Genomic DNA, 23,793 nt, shown 5'->3' on the forward strand with positions numbered 1-23,793 from the left:
TCAAAAATTCATGTAGATAAAACGAGACGCGCTATCGAAAACACCTAAAGTTACCAACATTACAATTAAAAAGACAAACCATCCAATCCTGAATTTCGGGTAAGACAATGCCTTTATTAGCTTTGTTTCAAAAATAAGGTATAGCAATGACAGGAAAACCCCAACCCATAAAGTGAAAAAGTTGTTTTCTGTAATTACATTCATACCTAACCAAGATTGTAAAGTTCCAGAAGGCCAAAATTTATTTTTGAATAGTATAGTTAAAAGTCGTAGTGCATGTACCATATTAGTTGAACGAAAAAACAAATTAGCAAAACTAACCATTAAAATTGTAATCGGTATAAATAGAAAACTATATAAGCCAGGGGGGAATTTAGATTTCAATAATTGTAATCCTTTTTTATTTAAAGTTGAATAGGCAAGATATAGAAAGTGTAATCCTCCCCAGATTAAATATGTAAAGCCAAATCCATGCCACAAAGAACTTATTAAAAATGTAGCTGCTATACCAACAATAGCAGACGTTTTTTGATATTTCCGAATCTGATATACCAATGGATAATAAACATATTGAGTAAACCAATTCATCAATGTGATATGCCATTTCCTCCACCAATCTGCGATAGATTCAGAGCGCAACGGCATATTGAAATTCTCAGAAAGTTTAATCCCAAAAAAACGTGCCGATCCCACAGCAATGTCCATATACCCTGAAAAATCAAAGTATAGCTGAATGGTAAATAATACACTTCCGAATACAACCCCCAATCCACAAGGTTTATTAATAGTGCTATCAAAACAATTATCCACATATACTCCTAGTCTCTCCACAATTAAATATTTCTTTATCACACCTATCAAAGAACGTTGCAAACCAATAGTAAAATTTTCTTCAGTGAAACGGATGGGAAGGGTCGTCAATTGCTGATTAAAAGAATTAAGATTCAATATGGGACCAGAGGAAATTCTTGCAAAGAAAATATTTCCTAATGTAAATTTTAGAAGATCAGTTGCTGCGGGATACCTTTTTTTATACAGATCAATTTGATAGGCAATATTTTGCATGGTATAAAAACCTAATCCCAATGTCGAGATTAAAAATTCAAACTTTTCATCCTTTATAAAAAAGGAAATTGTTTCAAAATGATATTTAGAGGTCAACCTTAGACTTATTAATACACCAATATTTATCACATTAATGATGGCTAATTTCCGAAACGTATAACCCCCCTTTATTGCATATTTTCCAAAAAAGAAATTAACCAAACTAAGGGATACAGCAAATAAAATAGATGTGATCCCAAAAAAATAAAGAAAAAATAAACTACTAATCAGTAACAGCCACTGCTTAAATTCAACTTTATTGATAGCGTAATAAAATAAGATCACTATAAAAAGAAGTCCGAAATAAGCAAATGTTCCTGGAACCATAACTAAATTTTGACTTTAATGGTGTTCACCAAATCTCCAATACTCTGAAATGAAATAATCTCATCGAGACTAAAGCTTATATTGTAATGCTGTTCTATACTAAACATAAGATCCATATGTGTTATTGAATCCCACATTTTAATTTCATCAGCTGTAGTACTTTCATTTAGAATAATTGTTTGATCTGAAAATTCAACTCTGAATATTGATTGAAGATCTGCAAGGATATTTTCATTCGAGCTCATATTTAATTAATTAAGAGTGATAATGCTTTTCTATCCACCTTATTATTATCATTAAGTGGAATATTTTCGATTTGAACTAATTTTACAGGGATCATATATTCTGGAAGAAACCGTAACATTTCTTTTTTGAGCTCTTCTTCATTAAATATTTTTTTTTCAATGAATCCAACCAAATAATTTAAACCTTGTTCATTTTTTTTAGCAATTACTGTAACTGGGCTTGCAACTATATCATAAATTACTTTCTCAATTTCTGGAATCTCAATTCGGTATCCATTGATCTTACACTGAAAATCTTTTCTCCCATGAAATAATAGATTCCCGTATTTGTTGACAGAGCACATATCTCCAGTTTTGTAACAACGGGTATTTGTCCCATTCACTACCAGATTAATGAACATGTTTTCGTGTTCATGTCCAACATATTCATCTACAACTTGTTTCCCATAAAAGCACAATTCTCCTGTTTCACCAACGGGTACCAATTTTCCATCGTCATTTATAATTATAAATTCAATCCCAGGAAAAGGAGTACCAATTGGCACTATGTTATTTACGCTTTCTAATTCAGATTGAGTCTTGTCCCAAATATACCTGGTGCATTTAATCGTTACTTCTGTAGGTCCGTAAAAATTATCAATACGACCATTAGGAATTACACCACTCCACCCTACAGTGGCATCTTGGTATAAAGCATCACCTATAAAAAAACTATAGCGTAAAGAAGGCAAAGAAATTTTTGACAAATAATTTTTCAAAAATAAGATTACAGTAGGGACCATGCTTACAACCGTAATCTTATGATCTTGTAACATTTTAATAATCTCAAGAAATTTCATTCTTCCAGTCTCATTTTCGAGCGCATAACATGAAGCACCAATAGACAACGGTACAAACATGGAAAAATAAGAGACATCAAAAGTGAAATCAAAAACTTGTAAAAAACGATCTTCTTCTGTAAAGTCATAATTTGTTTTATCAAAATAATACTGCAGAAAATCATGCACATTTTTCTTTGAAACTGGAACTCCTTTGGGCTTTCCTGTACTTCCAGAAGTAAAAAGTATATAAGCCATTTCTTTAAAAGAGGTATTATGAATTACAGTGGAATGTGCTTCAATAAATTTTTGCCTTTTCAGATTTAGAATTAATTGAGAATAGTTTTTAATAAAATCAAATTGCTGCTTAATATTATCTTCTACTTTACTAGAAAACAAAACCATACTTGGTATGGTTTTATCAAATGAATACTGTATCCTTTCTGGCGCCATATCAGGCTTAAAAGGAAGTATCACATTCCCACTTAATGAGATAGCCAATATACCAGCGTATGTAAACTCATTTAATTCATCTGCAATTGCAATCACACATCCAGTAATTTTTAAATTTTTTTCAATCGCTTCTCGGATCTCCGATACAATTTCAAATAATTCAATATATGTATAATATTTCCCATTACAAAATAAGGCTACGCGTTGTGGATGCAGTTTGACAACTTCTTCAAAATGGTGGGCTATAGGTAATTCCATATAGAGTTTTTTAATCAATTTCTGATATTCGAATTTAAATTAAAACTTATGATATACCACATATCTTATAATATATAATATCTCAATCAAGCTATTATCACCGTCCCTTAAATGGAGCCAAAAGAACTCGAAAATCAGTATCTTTATGAAATATAATTCCCTTAAACGCTAAGGGTTTACACTTATTCATTATTTATTTGTATTTTTTAAAATCATTAACACCTGAAATTAAAGGCAAATATCGTCAATAAAATCGGCCGACGTCATCAGGGATTGATAAAACAAATCAGGTTTTTGACCTATGGTAACGCTGGAATTAAAGCTCACCTGTGAGGGGTGCCCATAGATTCCTTTTTTTGTGGTGATCACAATAACGCCGTTACCAGCCCTTGATCCCCAGATAGAGGCTTGTTCGGCGAAATCTTTTAGCCGCCCGGAGTGGCAAAAGTTGTTGATTGAGGTTAAGAAGAAAAGAGGTCAATCTGACTTGATACTCTTTACTAAATGGGATCGCTTCCCCGCCCGGTTAAGCGTCCGCGCTTAACCGAAAAATAATTTCGAGTGTCCACACTCGCGAGAATTGAAGATACAACACAAAATTAAATTCAACAAAAAAGTCCTTAGACTTGCGACTAAAGACTTTTGGCTTAATGAGTAGCGGGGAGCAGGATCGAACTGCCGACCGTTTGTCAGCGGATATGAATCCTGCGCTCTAACCATCTGAGCTACCAAACTTTTCATAGACGATATTCCAGATGAATTCCCTGCCATTAGCTGTTTTTAATTGGGCCTCGCGTTTCAATGCTTCTGATTTTGTTCCGTACTCTTCAGTATAGGCGATTACCCAGGGGCGATATTTGATAGTATGACCTTTTGTGGCTAATTCATTGTGAGAAAGAAAGCGGTTATTCAGATCGGAGGTAAAGCCGATATAGATCTTGTTATACTTTGTTGAATAAAGTGCGTAAACAGTGAACATAGGTTTAGGTTTAAAAAAGGAAAGCCCCATAAATGGGGCCTTCTACAAGTAGCGGGGAGCAGGATCGAACTGCCGTCCGCTTGCCAGCGGATATGAATCCTGCGCTCTAACCATCTGAGCTACCAAACTTTTCTTGGATAATATTCCAGATGAATTTCCTGCCATTAGCTGTTTTTAATTGGACCTCGCGTTTCATTGCTTCTGATTTTGTTCCGTACTCTTCAGTATAAGCAATTACCCAGGTGCGATATTTGATAGTATGACCTTTTGTGGCTAATTCGTTGTGAGAAAGAAAACGGTTATTCAGATCGGAGGTAAAGCCGATATAGATCTTGTTATACTTTGTTGAATAAAGTGCGTAAACAGTGAACATAGGTTTAGGTTTAAAAAAGGAAAGCCCCATAAATGGGGCCTTCTACAAGTAGCGGGGAGCAGGATCGAACTGCCGTCCGCTTGCCAGCGGATATGAATCCTGCGCTCTAACCATCTGAGCTACCAAACTTTTCTTGGATAATATTCCAGATGAATTTCCTGCCATTAGCTGTTTTTAATTGGACCTCGCGTTTCATTGCTTCTGATTTTGTTCCGTACTCTTCAGTATAAGCAATTACCTAGGTGCGATATTTGATAGTATGACCTTTTGTGGCTAATTCGTTGTGAGAAAGAAAACGGTTATTCAGATCGGAGGTAAAGCCGATATAGATCTTGTTATACTTTGTTGAATAAAGTGCGTAAACAGTGAACATAGGTTTAGGTTTAAAAAAGGAAAGCCCCATAAATGGGGCCTTCTAAAAGTAGCGGGGAGCAGGATCGAACTGCCGTCCGCTTGCCAGCGGATATGAATCCTGCGCTCTAACCATCTGAGCTACCAAACTTTTCTTGGATAATATTCCAGATGAATTTCCTGCCATTAGCTGTTTTTAATTGGACCTCGCGTTTCATTGCTTCTGATTTTGTTCCGTACTCTTCAGTATAAGCAATTACCCAGGTGCGATATTTGATAGTATGACCTTTTGTGGCTAATTCGTTGTGAGAAAGAAAACGGTTATTCAGATCGGAGGTAAAGCCGATATAGATCTTGTTATACTTTGTTGAATAAAGTGCGTAAACAGTGAACATAGGTTTAGGTTTAAAAAAGGAAAGCCCCATAAATGGGGCCTTCTACAAGTAGCGGGGAGCAGGATCGAACTGCCGTCCGCTTACCAGCGGATATGAATCCTGCGCTCTAACCATCTGAGCTACCAAACTTTTTATGGATAATATTCCAGATGAATTTCCTGCCATTAGCTGTTTTTAATTGGACCTCGCGTTTCATTGCTTCTGATTTTGTTCCGTACTCTTCTGTATAAGCAATTACCCAGGGGCGATATTTGATAGTATGACCTTTTGTGGCTAATTCGTTGTGAGAAAGAAAGCGGTTAGGTAAATCGGAAGTAAAGCCAATGTAAATTTGGTTGAATTTTTCAGAATAGAGTACGTAAACAGTAAACATAGGTTTAGGTTTAAAAAAGGAAAGCCCCATAAATGGGGCCTTCTACAAGTAGCGGGGAGCAGGATCGAACTGCCGTCCGCTTACCAGCGGATATGAATCCTGCGCTCTAACCATCTGAGCTACCAAACTTTTTATGGATAATATTCCAGATGAATTTCCTGCCATTAGCTGTTTTTAATTGGACCTCGCGTTTCATTGCTTCTGATTTTGTTCCGTACTCTTCAGTATAAGCAATTACCCAGGTGCGATATTTGATAGTATGACCTTTTGTGGCTAATTCGTTGTGAGAAAGAAAACGGTTATTCAGATCGGAGGTAAAGCCGATATAGATCTTGTTATACTTTGTTGAATAAAGTGCGTAAACAGTGAACATAGGTTTAGGTTTAAAAAAGGAAAGCCCCATAAATGGGGCCTTCTACAAGTAGCGGGGAGCAGGATCGAACTGCCGTCCGCTTACCAGCGGATATGAATCCTGCGCTCTAACCATCTGAGCTACCAAACTTTTTATGGATAATATTCCAGATGAATTTCCTGCCATTAGCTGTTTTTAATTGGACCTCGCGTTTCATTGCTTCTGATTTTGTTCCGTACTCTTCTGTATAAGCAATTACCCAGGGGCGATATTTGATAGTATGACCTTTTGTGGCTAATTCGTTGTGAGAAAGAAAGCGGTTAGGTAAATCGGAAGTAAAGCCAATGTAAATTTGGTTGAATTTTTCAGAATAGAGTACGTAAACAGTAAACATAGGTTTAGGTTTAAAAAAGGAAAGCCCCATAAATGGGGCCTTCTACAAGTAGCGGGGAGCAGGATCGAACTGCCGACCTTAGGGTTATGAATCCTACGCTCTAACCATCTGAGCTACCCCGCCATTAATATTTTATTTAAGAACACATTCCCGAACTGCCGTCCGCTTACCAGCGGATATGAATCCTACGCTCTAACCATCTGAGCTACCCCGCCATTAATATTTTATTTAAGAACACATTCCCGAACTGCCGTCCGCTTACCAGCGGATATGAATCCTACGCTCTAACCATCTGAGCTACCCCGCCATTAATATTTTATTTAAGAACACATTCCCGAACTGCCGTCCGCTTACCAGCGGATATGAATCCTACGCTCTAACCATCTGAGCTACCCCGCCATTAATATTTTATTTAAGAACACATTCCCGAACTGCCGTCCGCTTACCAGCGGATATGAATCCTACGCTCTAACCATCTGAGCTACCCCGCCATTAATATTTTATTTAAGAACACATTCCCGAACTGCCGTCCGCTTACCAGCGGATATGAATCCTGCGCTCTAACCATCTGAGCTACCCCGCCGTATTATTTTTTTCTCTTTTTATCGCTTTTCTTTCAACAAGTTAACTGAAAAAACTACCTTCATGTGCTCCAAACGTTGTTCTTCGTTTCAAGTGATAAAACAAGGAGCAAATAAACCGCCCCTGCCATAAAAAGAGTTTGCAAATATAGGATAAATTCGTTTTCTTTAGAAAAAATGTTAAGATTTACGGCAATATAGGCCGAATGTGGTAATCCCTTATGTCTGAGAAGAAGAAATTTAATATTGAGTACGAGATAAAATCATCACCCAGGATACTGTATGGCTTTCTGAGTGAGGCAAATGGGTTGACGCAATGGTTTGCCGATAATGTTACAGTGCGAGACCAGGTTTATACCTTTACCTGGGATGATGAACAACAAAAAGCCAAACTGATTGCCGTAAGAGAAAATAAACTGGTACGGTTTAAATGGGTAGATGACGATCCCCAGTATTTTTTCGAAATGGAAATATTGCAGGATGAGCTTACCAATGATGTTGCCCTCAGCATTACCGATTTTGCCATAGAAGACACCATAGTTGAACGGAAACAGATATGGGATAACCAGGTTGAATACCTGATTAGCGTATTAGGAGCTTAAGGGAATAAATTTTTCCCTAATTTTGCATTGTGAAAAAGATTCATCTTTTATTACTCAGAGCTTTTATAAGACCTTTCATCGTTACTTTCCTGATCGTAATGTTTGTGTTGTTGATGCTATTTTTATTTAAATACATCGACGACCTTATCGGGAAAGGATTTGAAATGTCCACCATCGCGCAACTGATGATGTATGCATCAGCCACCAATGTGGCAATGGCATTGCCATTATCGGTTTTGCTGTCGTCCATCATGACTTACGGCAGCCTTGGCGAAAACTACGAACTGGTGGCTATCAAGTCGGCCGGCATATCATTGCGCCGGGCCATGTACCCCATGATCATTGTTGTAACTATATTGAGCATAGCAGCATTCATTTTTTCTGATAACATGCTTCCCGTCGCCAACAGAAAATATTATTCGTTATTATATGACGTAAGGCAGCAGAAATCAGCTAATTTATTGCCTGAGGGCGTGTTTAGCAATAGTTTCCCTAATTACACCATTCGCATAAATAAAAAAGATCCCGACGGACAAACACTGCATGGCATTGTTATCTATACTAAAAATGAGGCCGAAAATAATACCAATGTGTTGATGGCCAAAGAAGGCAGCATGTACCGCACTATTGATGACAAGTTTCTTATATTGAGACTAAAAGATGGCATTAAGTATGATGAACAGCCTGGTGAAAAGGGTTTTGAGCAACGGCAAAGATTTACCCGTTTCCGTTTTAAGACTACCGAACAGAAGTTTGATCTTTCCTTCATGAAAATGCAGCATACGAATGAGGATTTATTCAGGTCGGCAGTGCAGATGATGGATTTAAAGCAATTGAAATATTTTGGTGATTCTACAAAGCGGCAGGTAGATAGTAGCCTGTTGGTAAATTATAAACTGATGACGCCGTATATCAAGTATTTTGCTATACCTAAAAAGTCGGCTTCGAATATTAAATATATACCTTTTAAAGGGGATAATGCGTTAGGCGGTTTAACCAGGCAGCAACAGATCTCAGCCTTAATGAATGCCGCCAGTGAAGTGCGTACTGTGCAGGATATTATAAAAAATCGTGCCGATATGTATAAAGATGCATCAAGAAGTGTCCGTAATTTTGCTTTGGAGTATCATAAAAAATTCGAATTATCAGCCGCTTGTATAGCATTGTTTTTGATTGGAGCGCCGCTGGGGGCAATCATTCGTAAAGGCGGGTTAGGGATGCCGGTAGTAGTATCTGTAATATTTTTCCTGCTTTACTATATCATTTGGACTATTGGCGAAAAATCAGCAAAGGGGGGGAGCCTTTCGCCTATAATTGGCGAATGGATTTCAATTATGGTATTAACACCGATCGGTATTTTCCTTACCTATAAAGCAGCCAACGATTCTGTATTGTTTGATATGGAAGCCTATAAACGTTTCTTTAATAAATTATTCCGAAGGAAGGACGCTTGATTTTTGTTGTAAAGTTTTAAAGTTGAAAGGTTGCAAAGTTACATCTTCGTATTAATAACCTTCCAACTTTCCAACCTTTCAACTTTCCAACAAAGCAGTAAAGCAACTTTTACAAATATCCGACCGTATTGCATATGTTATCAGTTAACTTTGTATAACAACTAATCTATTGGCTTTTATTAGCCTTTTTAATTTAAGCCATAGCAACCCCTACTGACACCCAAAATGCTGAATACCATACAAGAAGCCATAGAAGCTATAAAAGCCGGCAAAACCATAATAGTAGTTGATGATGAAGACCGCGAAAATGAGGGCGATTTTTTAACTGCAGCACACAACGCTACTCCCGAAACCATAAATTTTATGATACGCCACGGCAGGGGACTGGTTTGTGCACCAATCACCCGTCAGCGCGCCAAAGAACTGGAGCTTGAGCCGATGGTGAGCAATAACACCACCTCGCACGAAACCAATTTTACAGTTTCTGTTGATCTGCTTGAGGGATGTACTACGGGTATTTCTGCGTCCGACCGTTCAAAAACTGTGTTGTCGTTAATAGATCCGTCTACTGTACCGTCTGACTTAGGTCGACCGGGACATATCTTTCCTTTGATAGCTAAGGACGGCGGTGTATTGCGCCGTACCGGTCATACTGAAGCAGCTATAGATATGGCTGTTTTAGCTGGGTTTGAACCTGCCGGTGTGATCTGCGAAATTATAAAAGAGGATGGCGAAATGGCCCGCTTACCTGACCTGTTGGTAATGGCAAAAGAATTTGACCTGAAGATAATATCTATTAAAGACCTTATAGCCTACCGCTTATCTGCCGAAACACTGGTACATAAAGAAATAGCAGTTAAAATGCCTACAGAATGGGGTGATTTTGATATGATAGCCTATACACAACTGGATACCGGCGAACATCACCTGGCTTTGGTAAAAGGAAGCTGGGAACCCGATGAACCAGTGCTGGTCCGCGTGCATAGTTCATGCGTTACCGGCGATATTTTCGGTTCATGCCGTTGTGATTGCGGCCCACAGTTGCATAAGGCAATGGAAATGATCAGTAAGGAAGGTAAAGGCGTGGTTGTATATATGAACCAGGAAGGCCGTGGTATTGGCCTGATCAATAAGCTGCGTGCTTATCATCTACAAGAAAATGGTTTGGATACTGTAGAAGCAAATCTGAAACTGGGCTTTAAAATGGATCAGCGTGATTACGGTATTGGTGCTCAAATATTACGCAGTCTTGGTATCTCAAAAATGCGGCTGATGAGCAATAATCCTAAAAAACGTGCCGGCCTCATAGGATACGGTCTTGAAGTGGTAGAAAATGTGCCTATCGAGATCATGCCTAATCCGCACAATGAAGCTTATCTTAGAACCAAGAGAGATAAAATGGATCACGCTATATTGCGCGATCATTGATCTTCAGGTTCCGGCTTTTCGCCGGTACCACCGTTTCCGCTACCACTGCCGCCTGTATTTGATGCCGGAGGTGTAGTGGCGGGCTGAGGAAGCGGGTTAATGGGTTGTTTTTTCTTATTCCTGCCAAAAATGTTTCTCAAAAACTCACTAAAAGTATCAAAGTCTCTTTGATACACCAGGCCGAGTCCGTTTACATACTGGGGACTCAACTGGTTATCAATGGTATTTAATACCGTTCCGTTCAAAAGCCGGTAGGAATAGCGTGCAGTAAGGTTGCCATTTCTGGTAATAAGATATTGTGCGCTAAAATCTTTTGAAAGGTTATTAAAACTCGAATTAAATAAGTTTGTGTTATTATTAAAAAGCTCGTTACTAGCAGTTGAAGTGGAATACAAAGTGCCGCTGAGTACAATCCGTTCATTAAACAGCCTTAACGAAGCGCTGGCATCATTGAATGATCGTATATTAAGGTCAAGGCTTTTGATGGTATTGGATTGAGAAATTAAGGTATTCAGTTTATTAAATGCGAATTCACTTACCGCTTCACCCGCTGTGTTTAATGTTTGCTGGCCAAGTGCGCCGGTGTTGCCTCCCGGCGAAAACCTTCTTGTAGCTATAATGCTCAGCGCCTGTTGTGTGCGGTTATTATAGTCGTTTAAATACGTGCCCAAATTGTCTTTTATCGACGGGTCTGTAGGGAAATTAAAGTCGAAATCTATTGTAGGCTGTAACAGTGATTTGGTTAAAAGCAGATTGGCTTGTACAAGCACAAGTTCCGAGGGTAAAGCGATACCCGCAGCCGAGTAAAGGTCCTTTATATCGGCGCGCACCTCATAAGTGGCCTTCATGTTAATTTCAGCGTTGGTTGGATTCCCTGTCCATCGGATAGTACCTCCCTGTGTTACCTGGAAATTTTTGCTGATCACATCTTTAGCAATAAATTCGAACTTACCTGTGGAAATCAAAAAATCACCATACATGTTAAAATCACCCAAACTGGAGATATTTAATTTCAGGTTGTTTGATATTCCGCTTCCTTCCAGCTTGCCATAATCTGTGGTGATCTTTACCAAAGTTTTTTCATCAACGCTTAAATCAAAGTTCAAGGTGATACCATTAAAAGCACGAACTTTGTTTACTACTTTAGCGGTATCCTTGTGACTTACAAATTTTATAAAGTCATAATCTTCCGCTACCGAAGATGTATTTAAGGGAATATTAAACACAGTACCGGCCTCAGTTTTAGCTTTGATGTCAATATCCATATTATCCGTCGGCCCGCTAAAGGTAAAACGCCCCGTTCCATAAGCTACGCCATAATATATCCGGTTATCTTTAAATGTCGTATTCAGCGCCATAAAATTTTTGGCATTTAACACCACTTCAATATCAGGGTTTGCAAGATCGTTCAGGTCAACCTTCCCTGTGGCTGTCGCTTCGTGCCCGCGTATATCTTTCAACACCATGTTGTCCACATTGATCACGCTGTTAGATACCGATAGTTTATTGTTGACCGTATAGGCTGTTCTTAAGTAATTAACAGTTACGCCTGTATTAGCCAGGGTTATGTTGCCATTTAATTGCGGATTTGCCAGGGTCCCCGTCAGTTTTAGATCGGTTGAAATAGTCCCCTTTAAGTTCGACACCAGGTCCTTTACAAATGGCTCAAATATAATAGCTTCAGTCTGGTTCATTTTGATATCGAAATCAAGCTTGTCGTCAGTTTGTTTACCTATCATATAGGCGCCGGCTATGTTCATAGTTTCGAGCCCGCGGTTAATAATATTCATCTTGATATTTGCCTGCGAAAGGTTGCTGTCAAGAGAAGAGGCTATTTTCACGTCACCGATCAGTGTTTTGTTCATCACAAATGAATCAATTGCCAGGCGCGAATCAAACTCACGTGATTTGGTAACGCCGCTTAAAACCACATCACCGTTCATCCTCCCTTTTAACCTCACGTCGGCTGATTTAGTTAATTGGTCAAACGTTGACATCTTGAATTTCTCGAACTCGATTTTTAGCTTATCAGCTGAATTATCCGAAATAAAGCCGTTTATTCTTGCCTTTTGACCGCCGTTTGAAAGTTCGAAGCCAGATATTTGTGTCTTCCCGTCAAGAAATCTTATCTTAACCTGGTCCGTAATGCGCCAATCTTGGTGTTCCAATATTACATCTGATGGCAAAAGTGATAACCTGGCAGTTGTGTCGCCCCCAAACTGAACCAAACCATAAAGGTCGAGCTGGTTGGTGGCATCTTTATCAGCCAGTTTAACGTTGAAACTCAGGCTGTCTTTTCTCAGGAAATTTGAAATATTGATATTTTTTACAAACAGGCTATCAGTAAAATTTATACGGCTCAAGGAAACGTTCAATTCCAGATCATTATCTGTGGTGTTTTCATCGATGATGAAATCATGAAAAACCGTTTTTCCGTACTGGAATGTTTTAATAATACCTGTAAGTGTTGCCGTTTTTTTTTCAGAATCAAATTGACCTATAAATGTCCCCTGATCAGGTACTTTTAATTCAGGCATATACATTGCTAAAAGCGGCTCGAGATTTTTGAGCTTTAAATTAAATGCAAAATGTTGCGGCTTAGGCGTAACTATATCGGTTTTTAACGAAGGGACATATTTTTTGATAATAGTTTTAAAGTAAGAAGGCAGGGTGGCCAAATCATAATTGCCTTTAAGGCTGCCGTCAGCAATATCCGATTTCAGGCTGATCTCCCGTACATTGCCCATTCCGGAGGCTGATAGGTAGAGCGAATCAACCACATAATTATTCCTCGGGTCAACCAGACGGATAGGAGATAACAGCACTTTCCCTTCAAAATTGTCTAAGGTATTGCCACTTAAATTGACAGCCAAATGTGTGCTTAAGATTATAGTATCCTTTAATAATTTTAGCGTATGCAAATTGGCGCCGTCAATGCTTGCATCTAAATTATAAGCAGGCAGTTCGGCATTCAGATCAATGCTTCCGCTGGCATCCAGCTTAATATTGGCATCATTGATGGTGATTTTGGCCTTCGCTACCTTTTTAATGAACGTGCCATTCAGTGCTACATTACTATAATTATAGCCCCTAAAGCTGATGTTTTTAATGTTGGCATCTAACTTTTCAGTCAGGTTCTTTAGCTCATCGCCGCTTCCCTTAATATTAGCAGTAAGTGTGGTTCTGCCAAGGTCGCTTTCATCTATCAAAGTGCCTAAATCAAAATTATAAGTAGTTATTTTGCCACTATAACTTGGGGTGCCTGCCTTGTTTATTTTTAAGTTGAGATCCGAATCAAATCGTCCCAGTTTAGTTTTGAAAGTGCCATAAGCTACGAAATCATTTTGCAGACCAGTAAACCTGCCGCTGAAATTAACCTCCCCAAATTTTGCTATAATATCCGGAACCCGTGCTCTGGCCTTGCCGGTGAAATTGCTGTATAAGTAATCCAGGTCCCTTTTATTGGTAGCTACCTGCTCAAAGTTCAGTTCAAGAAAAGTGTTATCCCAATCAGGTAACCCCTTTAAATTAAAATTGCCTTTAACATAGGTTGCCTGCCCGCCGGTAACTAAGAGGTTTTTTGCCCGAAGATTATTTACATATCCCTTTATATGGCCATCTACGCCCAGATCAAATTTTACGCCCTCTAATCCGTCAGTAAAATAAGCAATGTCACGGGATGATATTTGAGATGTCTTAAAATCACCATCCATATAAACACGATCCTCAATATGGTCACTAACATCATCAAACGACTTGAATTTCATCCTGAAATAATTTTTCAGGTCAGAATGTGCCGTTTGTACATGCATGTTTTGAACCAGTATCTGGTCGGTATCGACGGTAGCATTGCCGCTTAAGTTTTTAAGATAAAAACCGCTTTTTTCGCGAAGGGTAAGCTTGCTTATTTTAGCTTTGAACAAGTGATGCGCCACATCCATATCAGTTAATACTGTGCTAAAGTTTTTGACATCCACATCATCAAAATTCACTTGTTTCATCAGGGTATCAACCAAAAAATTCTTATATCTAAAATGGAGGTTATTGATGGCTATTTTCTCAAAATTGATGCTCCAGGGTTTGCCTTTTGTTTTAATGGTATCAGGGGAGCTGAAAAAGTCAGTCAGGAATTTAAGATTGCTGGTGCTGTCCTTCTGTTTTTTTAGATAGACTGAGCCGTTATCCAGTTGTACAAGGCTCAGGTCAAGATTGCGGTTTTGTATGCTGGTAAAAAGTGAAAATCCATTAATATCAACGGTAAGCTTTGGGGTACTTAACAGCGTATCTTTTTGCCTGTCCAGTACATAAAAATCCTCCAGTACTACAGATGAAAAAGGCTTAATATAAAGGCTTTTAATATCGACCTTCGTTTTTAGGGCTTCCGACAAATACTCAGTGGCTTTTTTTGCCGCCCAGGTCTGAACCGGTTTATACTGAAATAGCAGCAGTACAATGCTCAACATCAGTAAAATCACCAGCACAATGCCTAACGCTATTTTGAGTAGTTTTTTAATAACTTTGTATTTTTAATGGATGTGCAAAAATATAAATTCAAAAACTTATAACTGGTTTAGTTTTGAACATATTAACCCCCATCCGCTTTAACGGAATTTTTATTTTTTGACTTTTTTCAAGAACCATTGTTTATTAACCAGCGTTTTTGATTTTTACTTTATAATAAGTGCCTGTAATACTCGGAATCGAATCTTCATGCGATGAAACATCCGCCTCAATTTGTGCCGATGGCGTTATATTAAGCAATGTTATTGCCAATCAAACCATACACGAAGCTTATGGCGGTGTCGTGCCCGAATTAGCCTCGCGTGTACATCAGCAAAATATTGTTCCAGCAGTTCATCAATCTCTTTTAAACGCAAAAATTGACAAAAATGATATCGATGCCGTGGCTTTCACCCGGGGCCCGGGTCTGTTGGGCTCTTTATTGGTAGGCGTATCATTTGCCAAAGCTTTTGCACTGGCGAGGAATTTGCCGCTGATCGAGATTAACCACATGCAGGCTCATGTATTGGCTCATTTTATTGATGATCCTAAGCCCGTTTTTCCGTTTCTATGCCTTACCGTGTCAGGCGGTCATACACAGATTGTGCTGGTAAAAGATTATTTTGATATGGAAGTGGTAGGACAAACAACGGATGATGCGGCAGGAGAGGCCCTGGATAAAACAAGTAAAATATTGGGCTTACCCTATCCCGGCGGACCGCTAATAGATAAATATGCTCGTTTGGGCAACCCGGATGCTTATCAATTCCCCGAGCCTCAGATACCCGGACTTAATTTTAGCTTTAGCGGCCTTAAAACTGCCATCCTTTATTTTATCAGGGATAATGTAAAGCTGAATCCAAATTTTGTTCAGGATAATATGGCCGATATTTGTGCCTCTGTTGAAAAACGAGTGGTTACTATCCTGTTAAATAAATTGAAGAAAGCAGCACAGCAATACAACATCAAAGATATTGCACTTGCGGGGGGAGTATCTGCCAACACAGGCTTACGGCAAGGATTAAAACAATTGGGTGATGAAATGGGCTGGAATACATTTATTCCTCAATTTCAATATTGCACAGATAATGCTGCAATGATTGCTATAGCAGGATATTATAAATATCTTAAAGGGGACTTTGTGGGGCAAGATATTACCCCCCTGGCACGAATGCCTTTTTGAACGATCGGTATATTATTTTAATTTCTATTTTTGCAACACTTTCGGACTTACGGACTTTCCGTCTTTCTGACTCTTTAAAATATGAACTTTCCCTCAATAATCTTTTTTACTGTTTTTGTATTACCCCTTATAGCATTTTTTATATGGCTAATGCGCCAGGATAAACGCAAAGGAATTACCGGACTAATTGTACTGGCTATTATTGTTATTGGCGGTATCGTTTATATGTATCTAAAAACTGGCGGTAATTGATTTGTTTTACTTCTTCTCCCCTGCAATTACGGTAGTTAAGGAATCTGTAGTTTTCTGTTTATGCTTTTGCTGAAGCTGTAATGTCCTGATCTCATCTTCCCGGCTTCTTAGCTGTACATTTAAGGTCGCTATTTCCTGTTTGTCACTATAAGATATAAAGGCCAGTACCAGGATACCAAACCCTATTATCAGGTTTACCCCAATTAATAACAGGGTATTACGATATAAATTGGTCTGACTTTCCAGTATCTCAATTTGCCTGTTAGCATTTGCCATAATTGCTTCATTGCTTTCTTTTACTGATTTGTTTGTAGCAATGATTGATTCATTAATTGAAGGTGATAGGCTGTTTTCTTTTTCCATTATTTTATTATTTAGGGGGATTTATATAGCTGTCTTTAAATTAATTGCGGTGAAATGGGAAAAAGCTTTTAATATATTTTGTGTGGCAAAATCAGACCTGATACGGAAAGTTATTACAGAATGTTTTTCCGAAAAAGAAATAGCAGTTATTACATTGATAATAAAGAGTATTGCAAAACTTACTAAGTTGCTAAGATGATTGTGCATGAGGTTATAAAGGTTAGGTGAAAATAAATATTAAATTTTTAGTTGTATGTCTTTTAGTGAGAATTTATAAAAATGTTACAATGTAAATTCAATAAAAAAGCCTCCCCAAATTCGGGAAGGCTTCCTTATATATTAATATTTTATCACCAAACTGGTGTAATGCTTATTCAGCCTCTATTGGTAGTTTTTCGCCAGTTACAGTTTCTTTTATTTTGGCTTCCAACTCTTCCATTAGTTCTGGATTGTCAAGTATCAGTTGCTTAACAGCATCCCGCCCTTGTCCTAATCTTGTATCTCCATAGCTAAACCACGAACCTGCTTTTTTAATGATATTGTATTCTACGCCAAGGTCAATGATCTCACCTGATTTAGAAATACCTTCGCCAAACATAATATCAAACTCAGCAATACGGAATGGCGGAGCTACTTTATTCTTTACAATTTTAACTTTTACCCTGTTACCAGATACCTCGTCACTATCCTTGATCTGTGATATACGACGAATATCCAAACGTACCGAAGCATAAAATTTAAGCGCATTACCGCCGGTAGTGGTTTCGGGGTTACCAAACATCACACCGATCTTATCGCGCAACTGGTTGATAAATATACAGCAGCAACCCGTTTTGCTGATAGTACCGGTAAGTTTACGAAGAGCCTGTGACATTAATCGAGCCTGTAGGCCCATCTTGCTGTCGCCCATTTCACCTTCGATCTCGCCTTTAGGCACCAATGCCGCAACCGAGTCGATCACCAGGATATCAATAGCGCCAGAACGGATCAGGTTGTCGGCAATTTCAAGGGCCTGCTCGCCATTATCGGGTTGAGATATCAGCAAGTTCTCTACATCTACACCTAATTTCTTGGCATAGAAACGGTCAAAAGCATGCTCCGCATCGATAAATGCAGCAATACCACCGTTCTTTTGTGATTCGGCAATGGCATGTATAGCCAGAGTAGTTTTACCTGACGATTCAGGGCCATATATCTCCACCACACGGCCTTTAGGCAACCCGCCCACACCCAATGCAATATCCAGACCCAAGGAGCCGGTTGATATGACGTCGATAGGCTCGATAGCCGTATCGCCCAGTTTCATGATGGTGCCTTTTCCGTATGATTTCTCAAGCTTATCTAAAGTAAGCTGTAAAGCTTTTAATTTTTCTGCGCTGCTCATTCTTTAAAATTTCGAATAACAAATGTAAATATTATTTATTATAATTACTAATATTTTTAGTAATTTATTACTTGGTTAGGTTGAATTGATTATGAATTGGTTAATTAAATGAATGGTTTAATAATAACTAATCAACTCAATCTAACTTAATCCAACTCAATCAACTTAAAGAAAAGTAAACTTAATCAACTCTGAAATCCCAATCAAATATCTTTATCAACACTCCGTTTTTTCAACTCCTTGCTGATGATATTTAATTGTTTTTTCTTCTTTTGGTCTTTGGCTTTTTTTGCTTTCAGAGCCTCAGCTTTCAACAGGGCGGCTTCGGTATGCGTGCGATCGTAATACTTGCAAAACCAGCTAATGGGACATATTTCGCATTTCGGACTACGGGCCAGGCATATATATCGCCCATGAAGTATAAGCCAGTGATGGGCTATTCCGAGCGTTTGTTTTGGAAGAAATTCGATCAATTGTTTTTCAACGGCAAGCGGCGTTCGAGCGTTGGTGGTCAAGCCGATGCGATTGGCTACTCTGAACACATGTGTATCAACTGCAATAGCCGGCAAATCAAACACTACGGAAGCGATCACATTCGCAGTTTTACGACCCACTCCCGGCAATTTTTGCAGATCGTTTAGATCTGAAGGTACTTCGCTGTTGAATTGCTCCACCAGCATTTTGGCCATGCCTACCAAGTGTTTTGCTTTATTATTGGGATAGCTTACACTGCGGATAAAGGTAAAAACCTCCTCAGGGGTTGATGCTGCCAACTCTTTTGGCGTTGTAAAACGTTCAAAAAGGGTAGGGGTAATCTGGTTAATACGTTTATCAGTACACTGCGCCGATAATATCACCGCGATCAATAGCTGAAACGGGCTGCCATAATGCAATTCGGTAACCGCGTCAGGCTGATGTTTGGAAAAATAATCGACAAAATGGCGGTAGCGTTCAGGCTTGAGCATTTTTAGTTCATAGTTGATAGATCATAGTTCATAGCTATGAACTATGCGGTAAAACTAATAAATAATCAGATTTTTATGGAGTGCGAAATAAAAAGGCTCATAGATTACAGCCTGAACTTAACGTTTCTGACTATGATCTATGAACCATGATCGATGAACTACTAAGGCTAACGCAGGCTTTTTGAGTAATTCAAAATTTGATGTACAATTTTCAAACTAGGATTTTTCTTTAAAAGATTCAGCTCATTGCGCAGAGAATGATAAAATATCAAGTCATCCCCCTCTAAATTTTCTTTGGCATCTGTATCTTTCATTGCCGCCTGTTTAGAAGTTCCATTGATAGTGCTAGTAGAAGTTTCGCCCATACGCTTTTCTCAATTTAGATATATTGTTTTGTTTATGATTGATTTACAGGAATAACGCTAGTATAAAGATAATATTTTACCGAAGATGAAATTTAGATGAAATTTTTTTCTTAAACTAAAAGCGATCAAATATTATCAGGGGATTGATGCTGTTATAACGTAAGCTAAATGGAAATGTTGTGTAGTTTTTAAAGTTGATGGCAGGGATATAAAAACAAAGAGGGTTGTAAAGACAACCTTTACAACCCTCTTTCAATTATATAACAAATGTTAGTTCTTCAGGCTCAATTCTTTGCTCTGCATCATTTTGCGCAAATTGTTCAATGCGTAACGCATACGTCCTAAGGCAGTGTTGATGCTTACATCAGTTACATCAGCAATTTCTTTAAAACTCATATCGCCAAAATGACGCATGATCAATACTTCCTTTTGCTCAGCTGGTAAAAGCTGAATCAGGTTTTTAAGGTCTTTGTAGGTTTGTTCACGTACCAGGCGGTCTTCAGTACTTTCATCATAATTGCCCAGTACTTCAAAAATATCAAAATCATCCCCGTTGTTTATCATTGGGGCACGCTTCTCGCGTCTGAAATGATCTATCACCAGGTTATGTGCAATGCGGGTTACCCAGGGTAAAAACTTACCTTCTTCGTTATATTTACCTGCACGTAAGGTATTGATTACTTTTATAAAAGCATCCTGAAATATATCTTCTGCAAGATATTCATCCTTTACGAGTAAGTATATTGAAGTGTAAATTTTGGCTTGATAACGTCGGAGAAGCTCTACAAGTCCGGCTTCTTCGCCTGCTACATATAGATGGATCAGATCTTGGTCACTCTGCAATTGAAAATCCATAGAGGTCTACTTAAACTTTAATTTTAATAGTCAAATTTAGTGTAGTAGAGTTTTATCTATAAGGATCTCCTTTTGGTTGTGTTACGTATTGTGTTATGGAATTGTTACCTCAAATAAAACAAATTCCTGTCTAAAAAACAAATTATATTTTTAACTGGTGCTCAAATTATTGTTTGAGAGTTCAACTTTAACACAATTTTTACAATTAGACTCCCCTGTACCGCAAAGGTTTAGCCCCGTGAAATTTTATTAAACTATTACAATCAATCGACCTAATGATTTGGAAAGTGCTAAATATTTTAGGATTTTTGCATTTTGAAAAATAGTTCATAGATCATAGTTCATGGATCATAGCTAACCATGAACTATGATCTGTGGGCCATGAACCACAACATGAGCATAGAAACAGAAAAAGACCCCCAACATCACATTATAATTAAAGGCGCAAGGGTACACAACCTCAAGAATATGGATGTGGCAATACCCAAAAACAAGCTGGTTGTTATTACGGGCATGTCAGGCTCAGGAAAATCATCACTTGCTTTTGATACGCTGTATGCCGAGGGCCAGCGCCGTTATGTGGAAAGTCTTTCAAGCTATGCACGCCAGTTTTTAGGCCGGATGAATAAGCCTGATGTGGATTATATAAAAGGCATCGCTCCGGCTATTGCCATCGAACAAAAAGTGATCACCTCTAACCCGCGCTCAACGGTTGGTACATCTACAGAAATATATGATTATCTGAAACTGCTATTCTCACGTATCGGTAAAACTATTTCGCCGGTATCCGGCCAGGTGGTCAAAAAAGATACGGTAACGGACGTGATCAATTTTATTGTGGCTTTACCTGATGAAAGTCAGGTGACCATCTTATGCCCGCTTTATCCTCATAATAACCGCAGCCTAAAAGAAGAACTGGCTGTGTTACTCCAAAAGGGTTTTGTGAGGGTTGAATACCAGGGCAAGTTATCAAGGATAGAGGATCTGTTAGCTGACGAGTCGGTAGATAATAGCTCGATGAAAATTCAGCTTAAAGCTGATAGTAAAAAAGCAAAGGATAATGTTGATACCTCATTAATTGCTAAACATTTCACAGAAGTTAAGATCGTAATAGACCGTATCACCAAAAACGAAACGGACGAAACCATAAGCCGCCTGGGCGATTCTGTCCAAACTGCATTTTTTGAAGGTAAGGGTGATTGCTATGTAAGATACAGACAGCCGGATGCTGAAATAGAAACAGAACGGTTTTTCTGCGATCGCTTTGAACTGGATGGCATCAGCTTTGAAGAACCTACGCCAAACTTCTTCAGCTTTAATAATCCTTATGGCGCTTGCAAGCGTTGCGAAGGGTATGGCAAGATCATCGGCATTGATGAAGACCTGGTGATCCCCGACAAAAGTAAAACGATATACGAAGGTGCAATAGCGCCGTGGCGTGGCGAAAAGATGCGCGAATGGAATGAGGAGTTGGTCAAAAATGCTTTAAAATTTGATTTTCCTATTCACCGTCAATATAACCAGCTAACAGAAGCACAACAGCGCTTATTGTGGACAGGTAATCAATACTTCCGCGGACTGGATGCCTTTTTTAAGGAACTTGAAGAACAAACTTATAAAATACAATACCGTGTAATGCTGTCACGCTATCGCGGCAAAACCACCTGTCCCGAATGTAAAGGCAGCCGGTTACGCCAGGATGCCTCATTTGTGAAAATAGCAGGTAAATCCATTACCGATATTGTGCTGATGCCACTAGACAAGGCTTATGAATTTTTCTCAAACCTTGATTTAAGCGAACAAGATCAGAAAATTGCTAAACGGTTGCTAACGGAGATCACCAATCGCCTGGGTTTCCTGAACAATGTTGGATTAGGTTATCTGACTTTAAACCGTCTCTCAAATACTTTATCAGGTGGAGAGTCACAGCGTATTAACCTGGCTACTTCATTAGGAAGTAGTTTGGTAGGCTCGGTTTATGTTTTGGATGAACCAAGCATAGGTTTACATCCCCGTGATACGCAAAGACTGATCACCGTATTAAAATCGCTGCGTGATGTTGGTAATACCGTTTTAGTGGTGGAGCACGAAGAAGAGATCATGCAGGCTGCCGATCATATTATTGATATTGGTCCCGAGGCTGGTACGCACGGCGGTGAACTCATCTTCTCCGGCACTTATGATGAGATCATACAGGATGATAATAGCCTTACCGGTCGTTATCTTGCACGTAAAGAGCAAATAGCTATCCCGGCAACCCGTCGTAAATGGAATGATTATATCGAGATACGTGGCGGACGCGAAAACAACCTGAAACATGTAAATGCCAAATTCCCGCTGGGTGTGCTTACTGTAGTTACAGGCGTATCCGGATCTGGTAAAACCAGTTTGGTGAAACGCATTCTTGCTCCGGCGCTACAAAAGGTACTTGGCAATTATACAGGCGAACAAACCGGCTCCTATGATAGTATTGAAGGCGATTATCAGAAAGTAGAACAGGTCGAGATTGTTGACCAAAACCCGATCGGGCGTTCATCACGGTCAAACCCGGTTACTTATGTTAAGGCATGGGACGAGATACGTAACCTGTATGCCAGTCAGCCGGTAGCCAAAGCAGCCGGGTTAAAACCATCAGCTTTTTCTTTTAACGTAGAAGGCGGTCGCTGCGATGTTTGCCAGGGCGAGGGCGAAGTGAAGATTGAGATGCAGTTTATGGCTGATATCTTCCTGACTTGTGAAACCTGCGGTGGCAAACGCTTTAAACAGCACATACTTGATGTAACTTACCAGGACAAAAACGTATCGGATGTATTGAGCATGACCATTGATGAGGCTTTGGAGTTCTTCAGAAAAGAACCTAAGATCATCAGTAAAATAAAACCGCTGGTTGATGTGGGTTTGGGTTATGTACAATTGGGACAGTCATCCAACACCCTGTCTGGTGGTGAGGCACAGCGTATCAAGCTGGCATCTTTTCTGGTTAAGGGAAATAACTCCAACAAAACCCTGTTCATCTTTGATGAACCGACAACCGGTCTGCACTTTGCCGATATCAAGAAACTGCTTAAATCATTTGATGCCCTGCTGGATCATGGCAATACCATCATAGTGATAGAACACAATATGGACGTGATCAAATGCGCAGATTGGGTGATCGACATCGGTCCCGAAGGTGGCGATAATGGTGGTAAAGTAATCTTTGAAGGAGCACCCGAAGACCTGATCAAACAAGAGCAATCCTATACTGGCGAATTCCTGAAAGAAAGATTTTCAGCGCCAGGCACTGCAAAGGAGAAGCATTTGGATTGGGTAGGGAAGTAAAAATATATAAGTTAATTCTATATTGTTTTTGTAATTGTAAAATGGAAGTAAATTGATTATATTTCAAGTACCGTTTATTTTATCACATTTCAGAATCGATTTATGATTTTAAAGCATT

The 23,793-nt window shown here is 38.9% G+C and carries 22 protein-coding genes and 1 tRNA gene; 6 read left to right on the plus strand and 17 right to left on the minus strand.

What is annotated here, in order from left to right:
- From ACPPVU_RS05555 to ACPPVU_RS05605, 11 genes are all read right to left on the minus strand, one after another.
- Complete coding sequence (locus ACPPVU_RS05555) at nucleotides 1–1,431, minus strand: MBOAT family O-acyltransferase (RefSeq protein WP_426670697.1); 1,431 nt, start codon at nucleotides 1,429–1,431, stop codon at nucleotides 1–3.
- 2 nt (nucleotides 1,432–1,433) lie between these two features.
- Nucleotides 1,434–1,676 (minus strand): acyl carrier protein, encoded by a 243-nt coding sequence (locus ACPPVU_RS05560; protein WP_426670698.1) that lies wholly within the window; start codon nucleotides 1,674–1,676, stop codon nucleotides 1,434–1,436.
- A 2-nt stretch (nucleotides 1,677–1,678) separates the two neighbouring features.
- Nucleotides 1,679–3,205: an AMP-binding protein gene (locus ACPPVU_RS05565; protein ID WP_426670699.1), complete on the minus strand. Its 1,527-nt coding sequence runs from the start codon at nucleotides 3,203–3,205 to the stop codon at nucleotides 1,679–1,681.
- 712 nt (nucleotides 3,206–3,917) lie between these two features.
- On the minus strand, nucleotides 3,918–4,184 hold the full coding sequence (locus ACPPVU_RS05570) for a GIY-YIG nuclease family protein (protein ID WP_426670700.1): 267 nt from the start codon (nucleotides 4,182–4,184) through the stop codon (nucleotides 3,918–3,920).
- A gap of 106 nt (nucleotides 4,185–4,290) precedes the next feature.
- Nucleotides 4,291–4,557, minus strand: a complete 267-nt coding sequence (locus tag ACPPVU_RS05575) for a GIY-YIG nuclease family protein (protein ID WP_426670701.1) — start codon at nucleotides 4,555–4,557, stop codon at nucleotides 4,291–4,293.
- A 238-nt stretch (nucleotides 4,558–4,795) separates the two neighbouring features.
- The gene (locus tag ACPPVU_RS05580) at nucleotides 4,796–4,930 is read right to left on the minus strand and encodes a GIY-YIG nuclease family protein (protein ID WP_426670702.1); all 135 of its coding nucleotides are present in this window, start codon (nucleotides 4,928–4,930) and stop codon (nucleotides 4,796–4,798) included.
- A gap of 106 nt (nucleotides 4,931–5,036) precedes the next feature.
- Nucleotides 5,037–5,303: a GIY-YIG nuclease family protein gene (locus ACPPVU_RS05585; protein WP_426670701.1), complete on the minus strand. Its 267-nt coding sequence runs from the start codon at nucleotides 5,301–5,303 to the stop codon at nucleotides 5,037–5,039.
- Between the two features lie 106 nt (nucleotides 5,304–5,409).
- Nucleotides 5,410–5,676 (minus strand): GIY-YIG nuclease family protein, encoded by a 267-nt coding sequence (locus ACPPVU_RS05590; protein WP_426670703.1) that lies wholly within the window; start codon nucleotides 5,674–5,676, stop codon nucleotides 5,410–5,412.
- A 106-nt stretch (nucleotides 5,677–5,782) separates the two neighbouring features.
- A complete protein-coding gene (locus ACPPVU_RS05595; protein WP_426670704.1) occupies nucleotides 5,783–6,049 on the minus strand; it encodes a GIY-YIG nuclease family protein in 267 nt (88 codons plus the stop codon).
- A gap of 106 nt (nucleotides 6,050–6,155) precedes the next feature.
- Nucleotides 6,156–6,422: a GIY-YIG nuclease family protein gene (locus ACPPVU_RS05600; RefSeq protein WP_426670703.1), complete on the minus strand. Its 267-nt coding sequence runs from the start codon at nucleotides 6,420–6,422 to the stop codon at nucleotides 6,156–6,158.
- A 49-nt stretch (nucleotides 6,423–6,471) separates the two neighbouring features.
- Nucleotides 6,472–6,545: transfer RNA gene (locus tag ACPPVU_RS05605), tRNA-Met, on the minus strand.
- Between the two features lie 679 nt (nucleotides 6,546–7,224).
- On the opposite strand from ACPPVU_RS05605, the gene ACPPVU_RS05610 reads away from it, so the two are divergent.
- The 3 genes from ACPPVU_RS05610 to ACPPVU_RS05620 all read left to right on the plus strand — a co-directional run bounded on the left by ACPPVU_RS05610 (nucleotide 7,225) and on the right by ACPPVU_RS05620 (nucleotide 10,487).
- Nucleotides 7,225–7,605, plus strand: a complete 381-nt coding sequence (locus tag ACPPVU_RS05610) for an START-like domain-containing protein (RefSeq protein ID WP_426670705.1) — start codon at nucleotides 7,225–7,227, stop codon at nucleotides 7,603–7,605.
- A 29-nt stretch (nucleotides 7,606–7,634) separates the two neighbouring features.
- Nucleotides 7,635–9,059 (plus strand): LptF/LptG family permease, encoded by a 1,425-nt coding sequence (locus ACPPVU_RS05615; protein WP_426670706.1) that lies wholly within the window; start codon nucleotides 7,635–7,637, stop codon nucleotides 9,057–9,059.
- Between the two features lie 225 nt (nucleotides 9,060–9,284).
- Nucleotides 9,285–10,487 carry a bifunctional 3,4-dihydroxy-2-butanone-4-phosphate synthase/GTP cyclohydrolase II gene (locus ACPPVU_RS05620; protein ID WP_426670707.1) on the plus strand — a complete coding sequence of 401 codons (1,203 nt, stop codon included), beginning with the start codon at nucleotides 9,285–9,287 and terminating at the stop codon, nucleotides 10,485–10,487.
- On the opposite strand, the gene ACPPVU_RS05625 is transcribed toward ACPPVU_RS05620, so the two are convergent.
- Complete coding sequence (locus ACPPVU_RS05625; protein ID WP_426670708.1) at nucleotides 10,481–14,950, minus strand: translocation/assembly module TamB domain-containing protein; 4,470 nt, start codon at nucleotides 14,948–14,950, stop codon at nucleotides 10,481–10,483. The two genes, ACPPVU_RS05620 and ACPPVU_RS05625, sit on opposite strands and share 7 nt — an antisense overlap.
- A 218-nt stretch (nucleotides 14,951–15,168) precedes the next feature.
- Here ACPPVU_RS05625 and tsaD point away from each other — a divergent pair, with 218 nt between their 5' ends.
- Both tsaD and ACPPVU_RS05635 read left to right on the plus strand, forming a co-directional pair.
- Nucleotides 15,169–16,170 carry a tRNA (adenosine(37)-N6)-threonylcarbamoyltransferase complex transferase subunit TsaD gene (gene tsaD, locus ACPPVU_RS05630; protein WP_426670709.1) on the plus strand — a complete coding sequence of 334 codons (1,002 nt, stop codon included), beginning with the start codon at nucleotides 15,169–15,171 and terminating at the stop codon, nucleotides 16,168–16,170.
- An 81-nt stretch (nucleotides 16,171–16,251) separates the two neighbouring features.
- The gene (locus ACPPVU_RS05635) at nucleotides 16,252–16,422 is read left to right on the plus strand and encodes a hypothetical protein (RefSeq protein WP_426670710.1); all 171 of its coding nucleotides are present in this window, start codon (nucleotides 16,252–16,254) and stop codon (nucleotides 16,420–16,422) included.
- 6 nt (nucleotides 16,423–16,428) lie between these two features.
- Here ACPPVU_RS05635 and ACPPVU_RS05640 read toward each other — a convergent pair whose 3' ends face one another.
- The 5 genes from ACPPVU_RS05640 to ACPPVU_RS05660 form a co-directional block, all read right to left on the minus strand.
- Nucleotides 16,429–16,785: a hypothetical protein gene (locus tag ACPPVU_RS05640; protein WP_426670711.1), complete on the minus strand. Its 357-nt coding sequence runs from the start codon at nucleotides 16,783–16,785 to the stop codon at nucleotides 16,429–16,431.
- A gap of 370 nt (nucleotides 16,786–17,155) precedes the next feature.
- Nucleotides 17,156–18,169: a recombinase RecA gene (gene recA / locus ACPPVU_RS05645; RefSeq protein ID WP_426670712.1), complete on the minus strand. Its 1,014-nt coding sequence runs from the start codon at nucleotides 18,167–18,169 to the stop codon at nucleotides 17,156–17,158.
- Nucleotides 18,170–18,372: 203 nt separating this feature from the next.
- Nucleotides 18,373–19,134 carry an endonuclease III gene (gene nth, locus ACPPVU_RS05650; RefSeq protein WP_426670713.1) on the minus strand — a complete coding sequence of 254 codons (762 nt, stop codon included), beginning with the start codon at nucleotides 19,132–19,134 and terminating at the stop codon, nucleotides 18,373–18,375.
- Nucleotides 19,135–19,301: 167 nt separating this feature from the next.
- A complete protein-coding gene (locus tag ACPPVU_RS05655; protein WP_426670714.1) occupies nucleotides 19,302–19,499 on the minus strand; it encodes a hypothetical protein in 198 nt (65 codons plus the stop codon).
- 270 nt (nucleotides 19,500–19,769) lie between these two features.
- Complete coding sequence (locus ACPPVU_RS05660) at nucleotides 19,770–20,354, minus strand: RNA polymerase sigma factor (protein WP_426670715.1); 585 nt, start codon at nucleotides 20,352–20,354, stop codon at nucleotides 19,770–19,772.
- A gap of 393 nt (nucleotides 20,355–20,747) precedes the next feature.
- Between ACPPVU_RS05660 and uvrA the strand changes: the two genes are divergently transcribed.
- Entirely contained in the window at nucleotides 20,748–23,675 is a 2,928-nt protein-coding gene (uvrA, locus tag ACPPVU_RS05665) for an excinuclease ABC subunit UvrA (RefSeq protein WP_426672182.1), read from the plus strand.
- Nucleotides 23,676–23,793 lie beyond the last annotated feature (118 nt).

Source organism: Mucilaginibacter sp. McL0603 (genome assembly GCF_049992945.1).
Taxonomy (GTDB): Bacteria; Bacteroidota; Bacteroidia; order Sphingobacteriales; family Sphingobacteriaceae; genus Mucilaginibacter.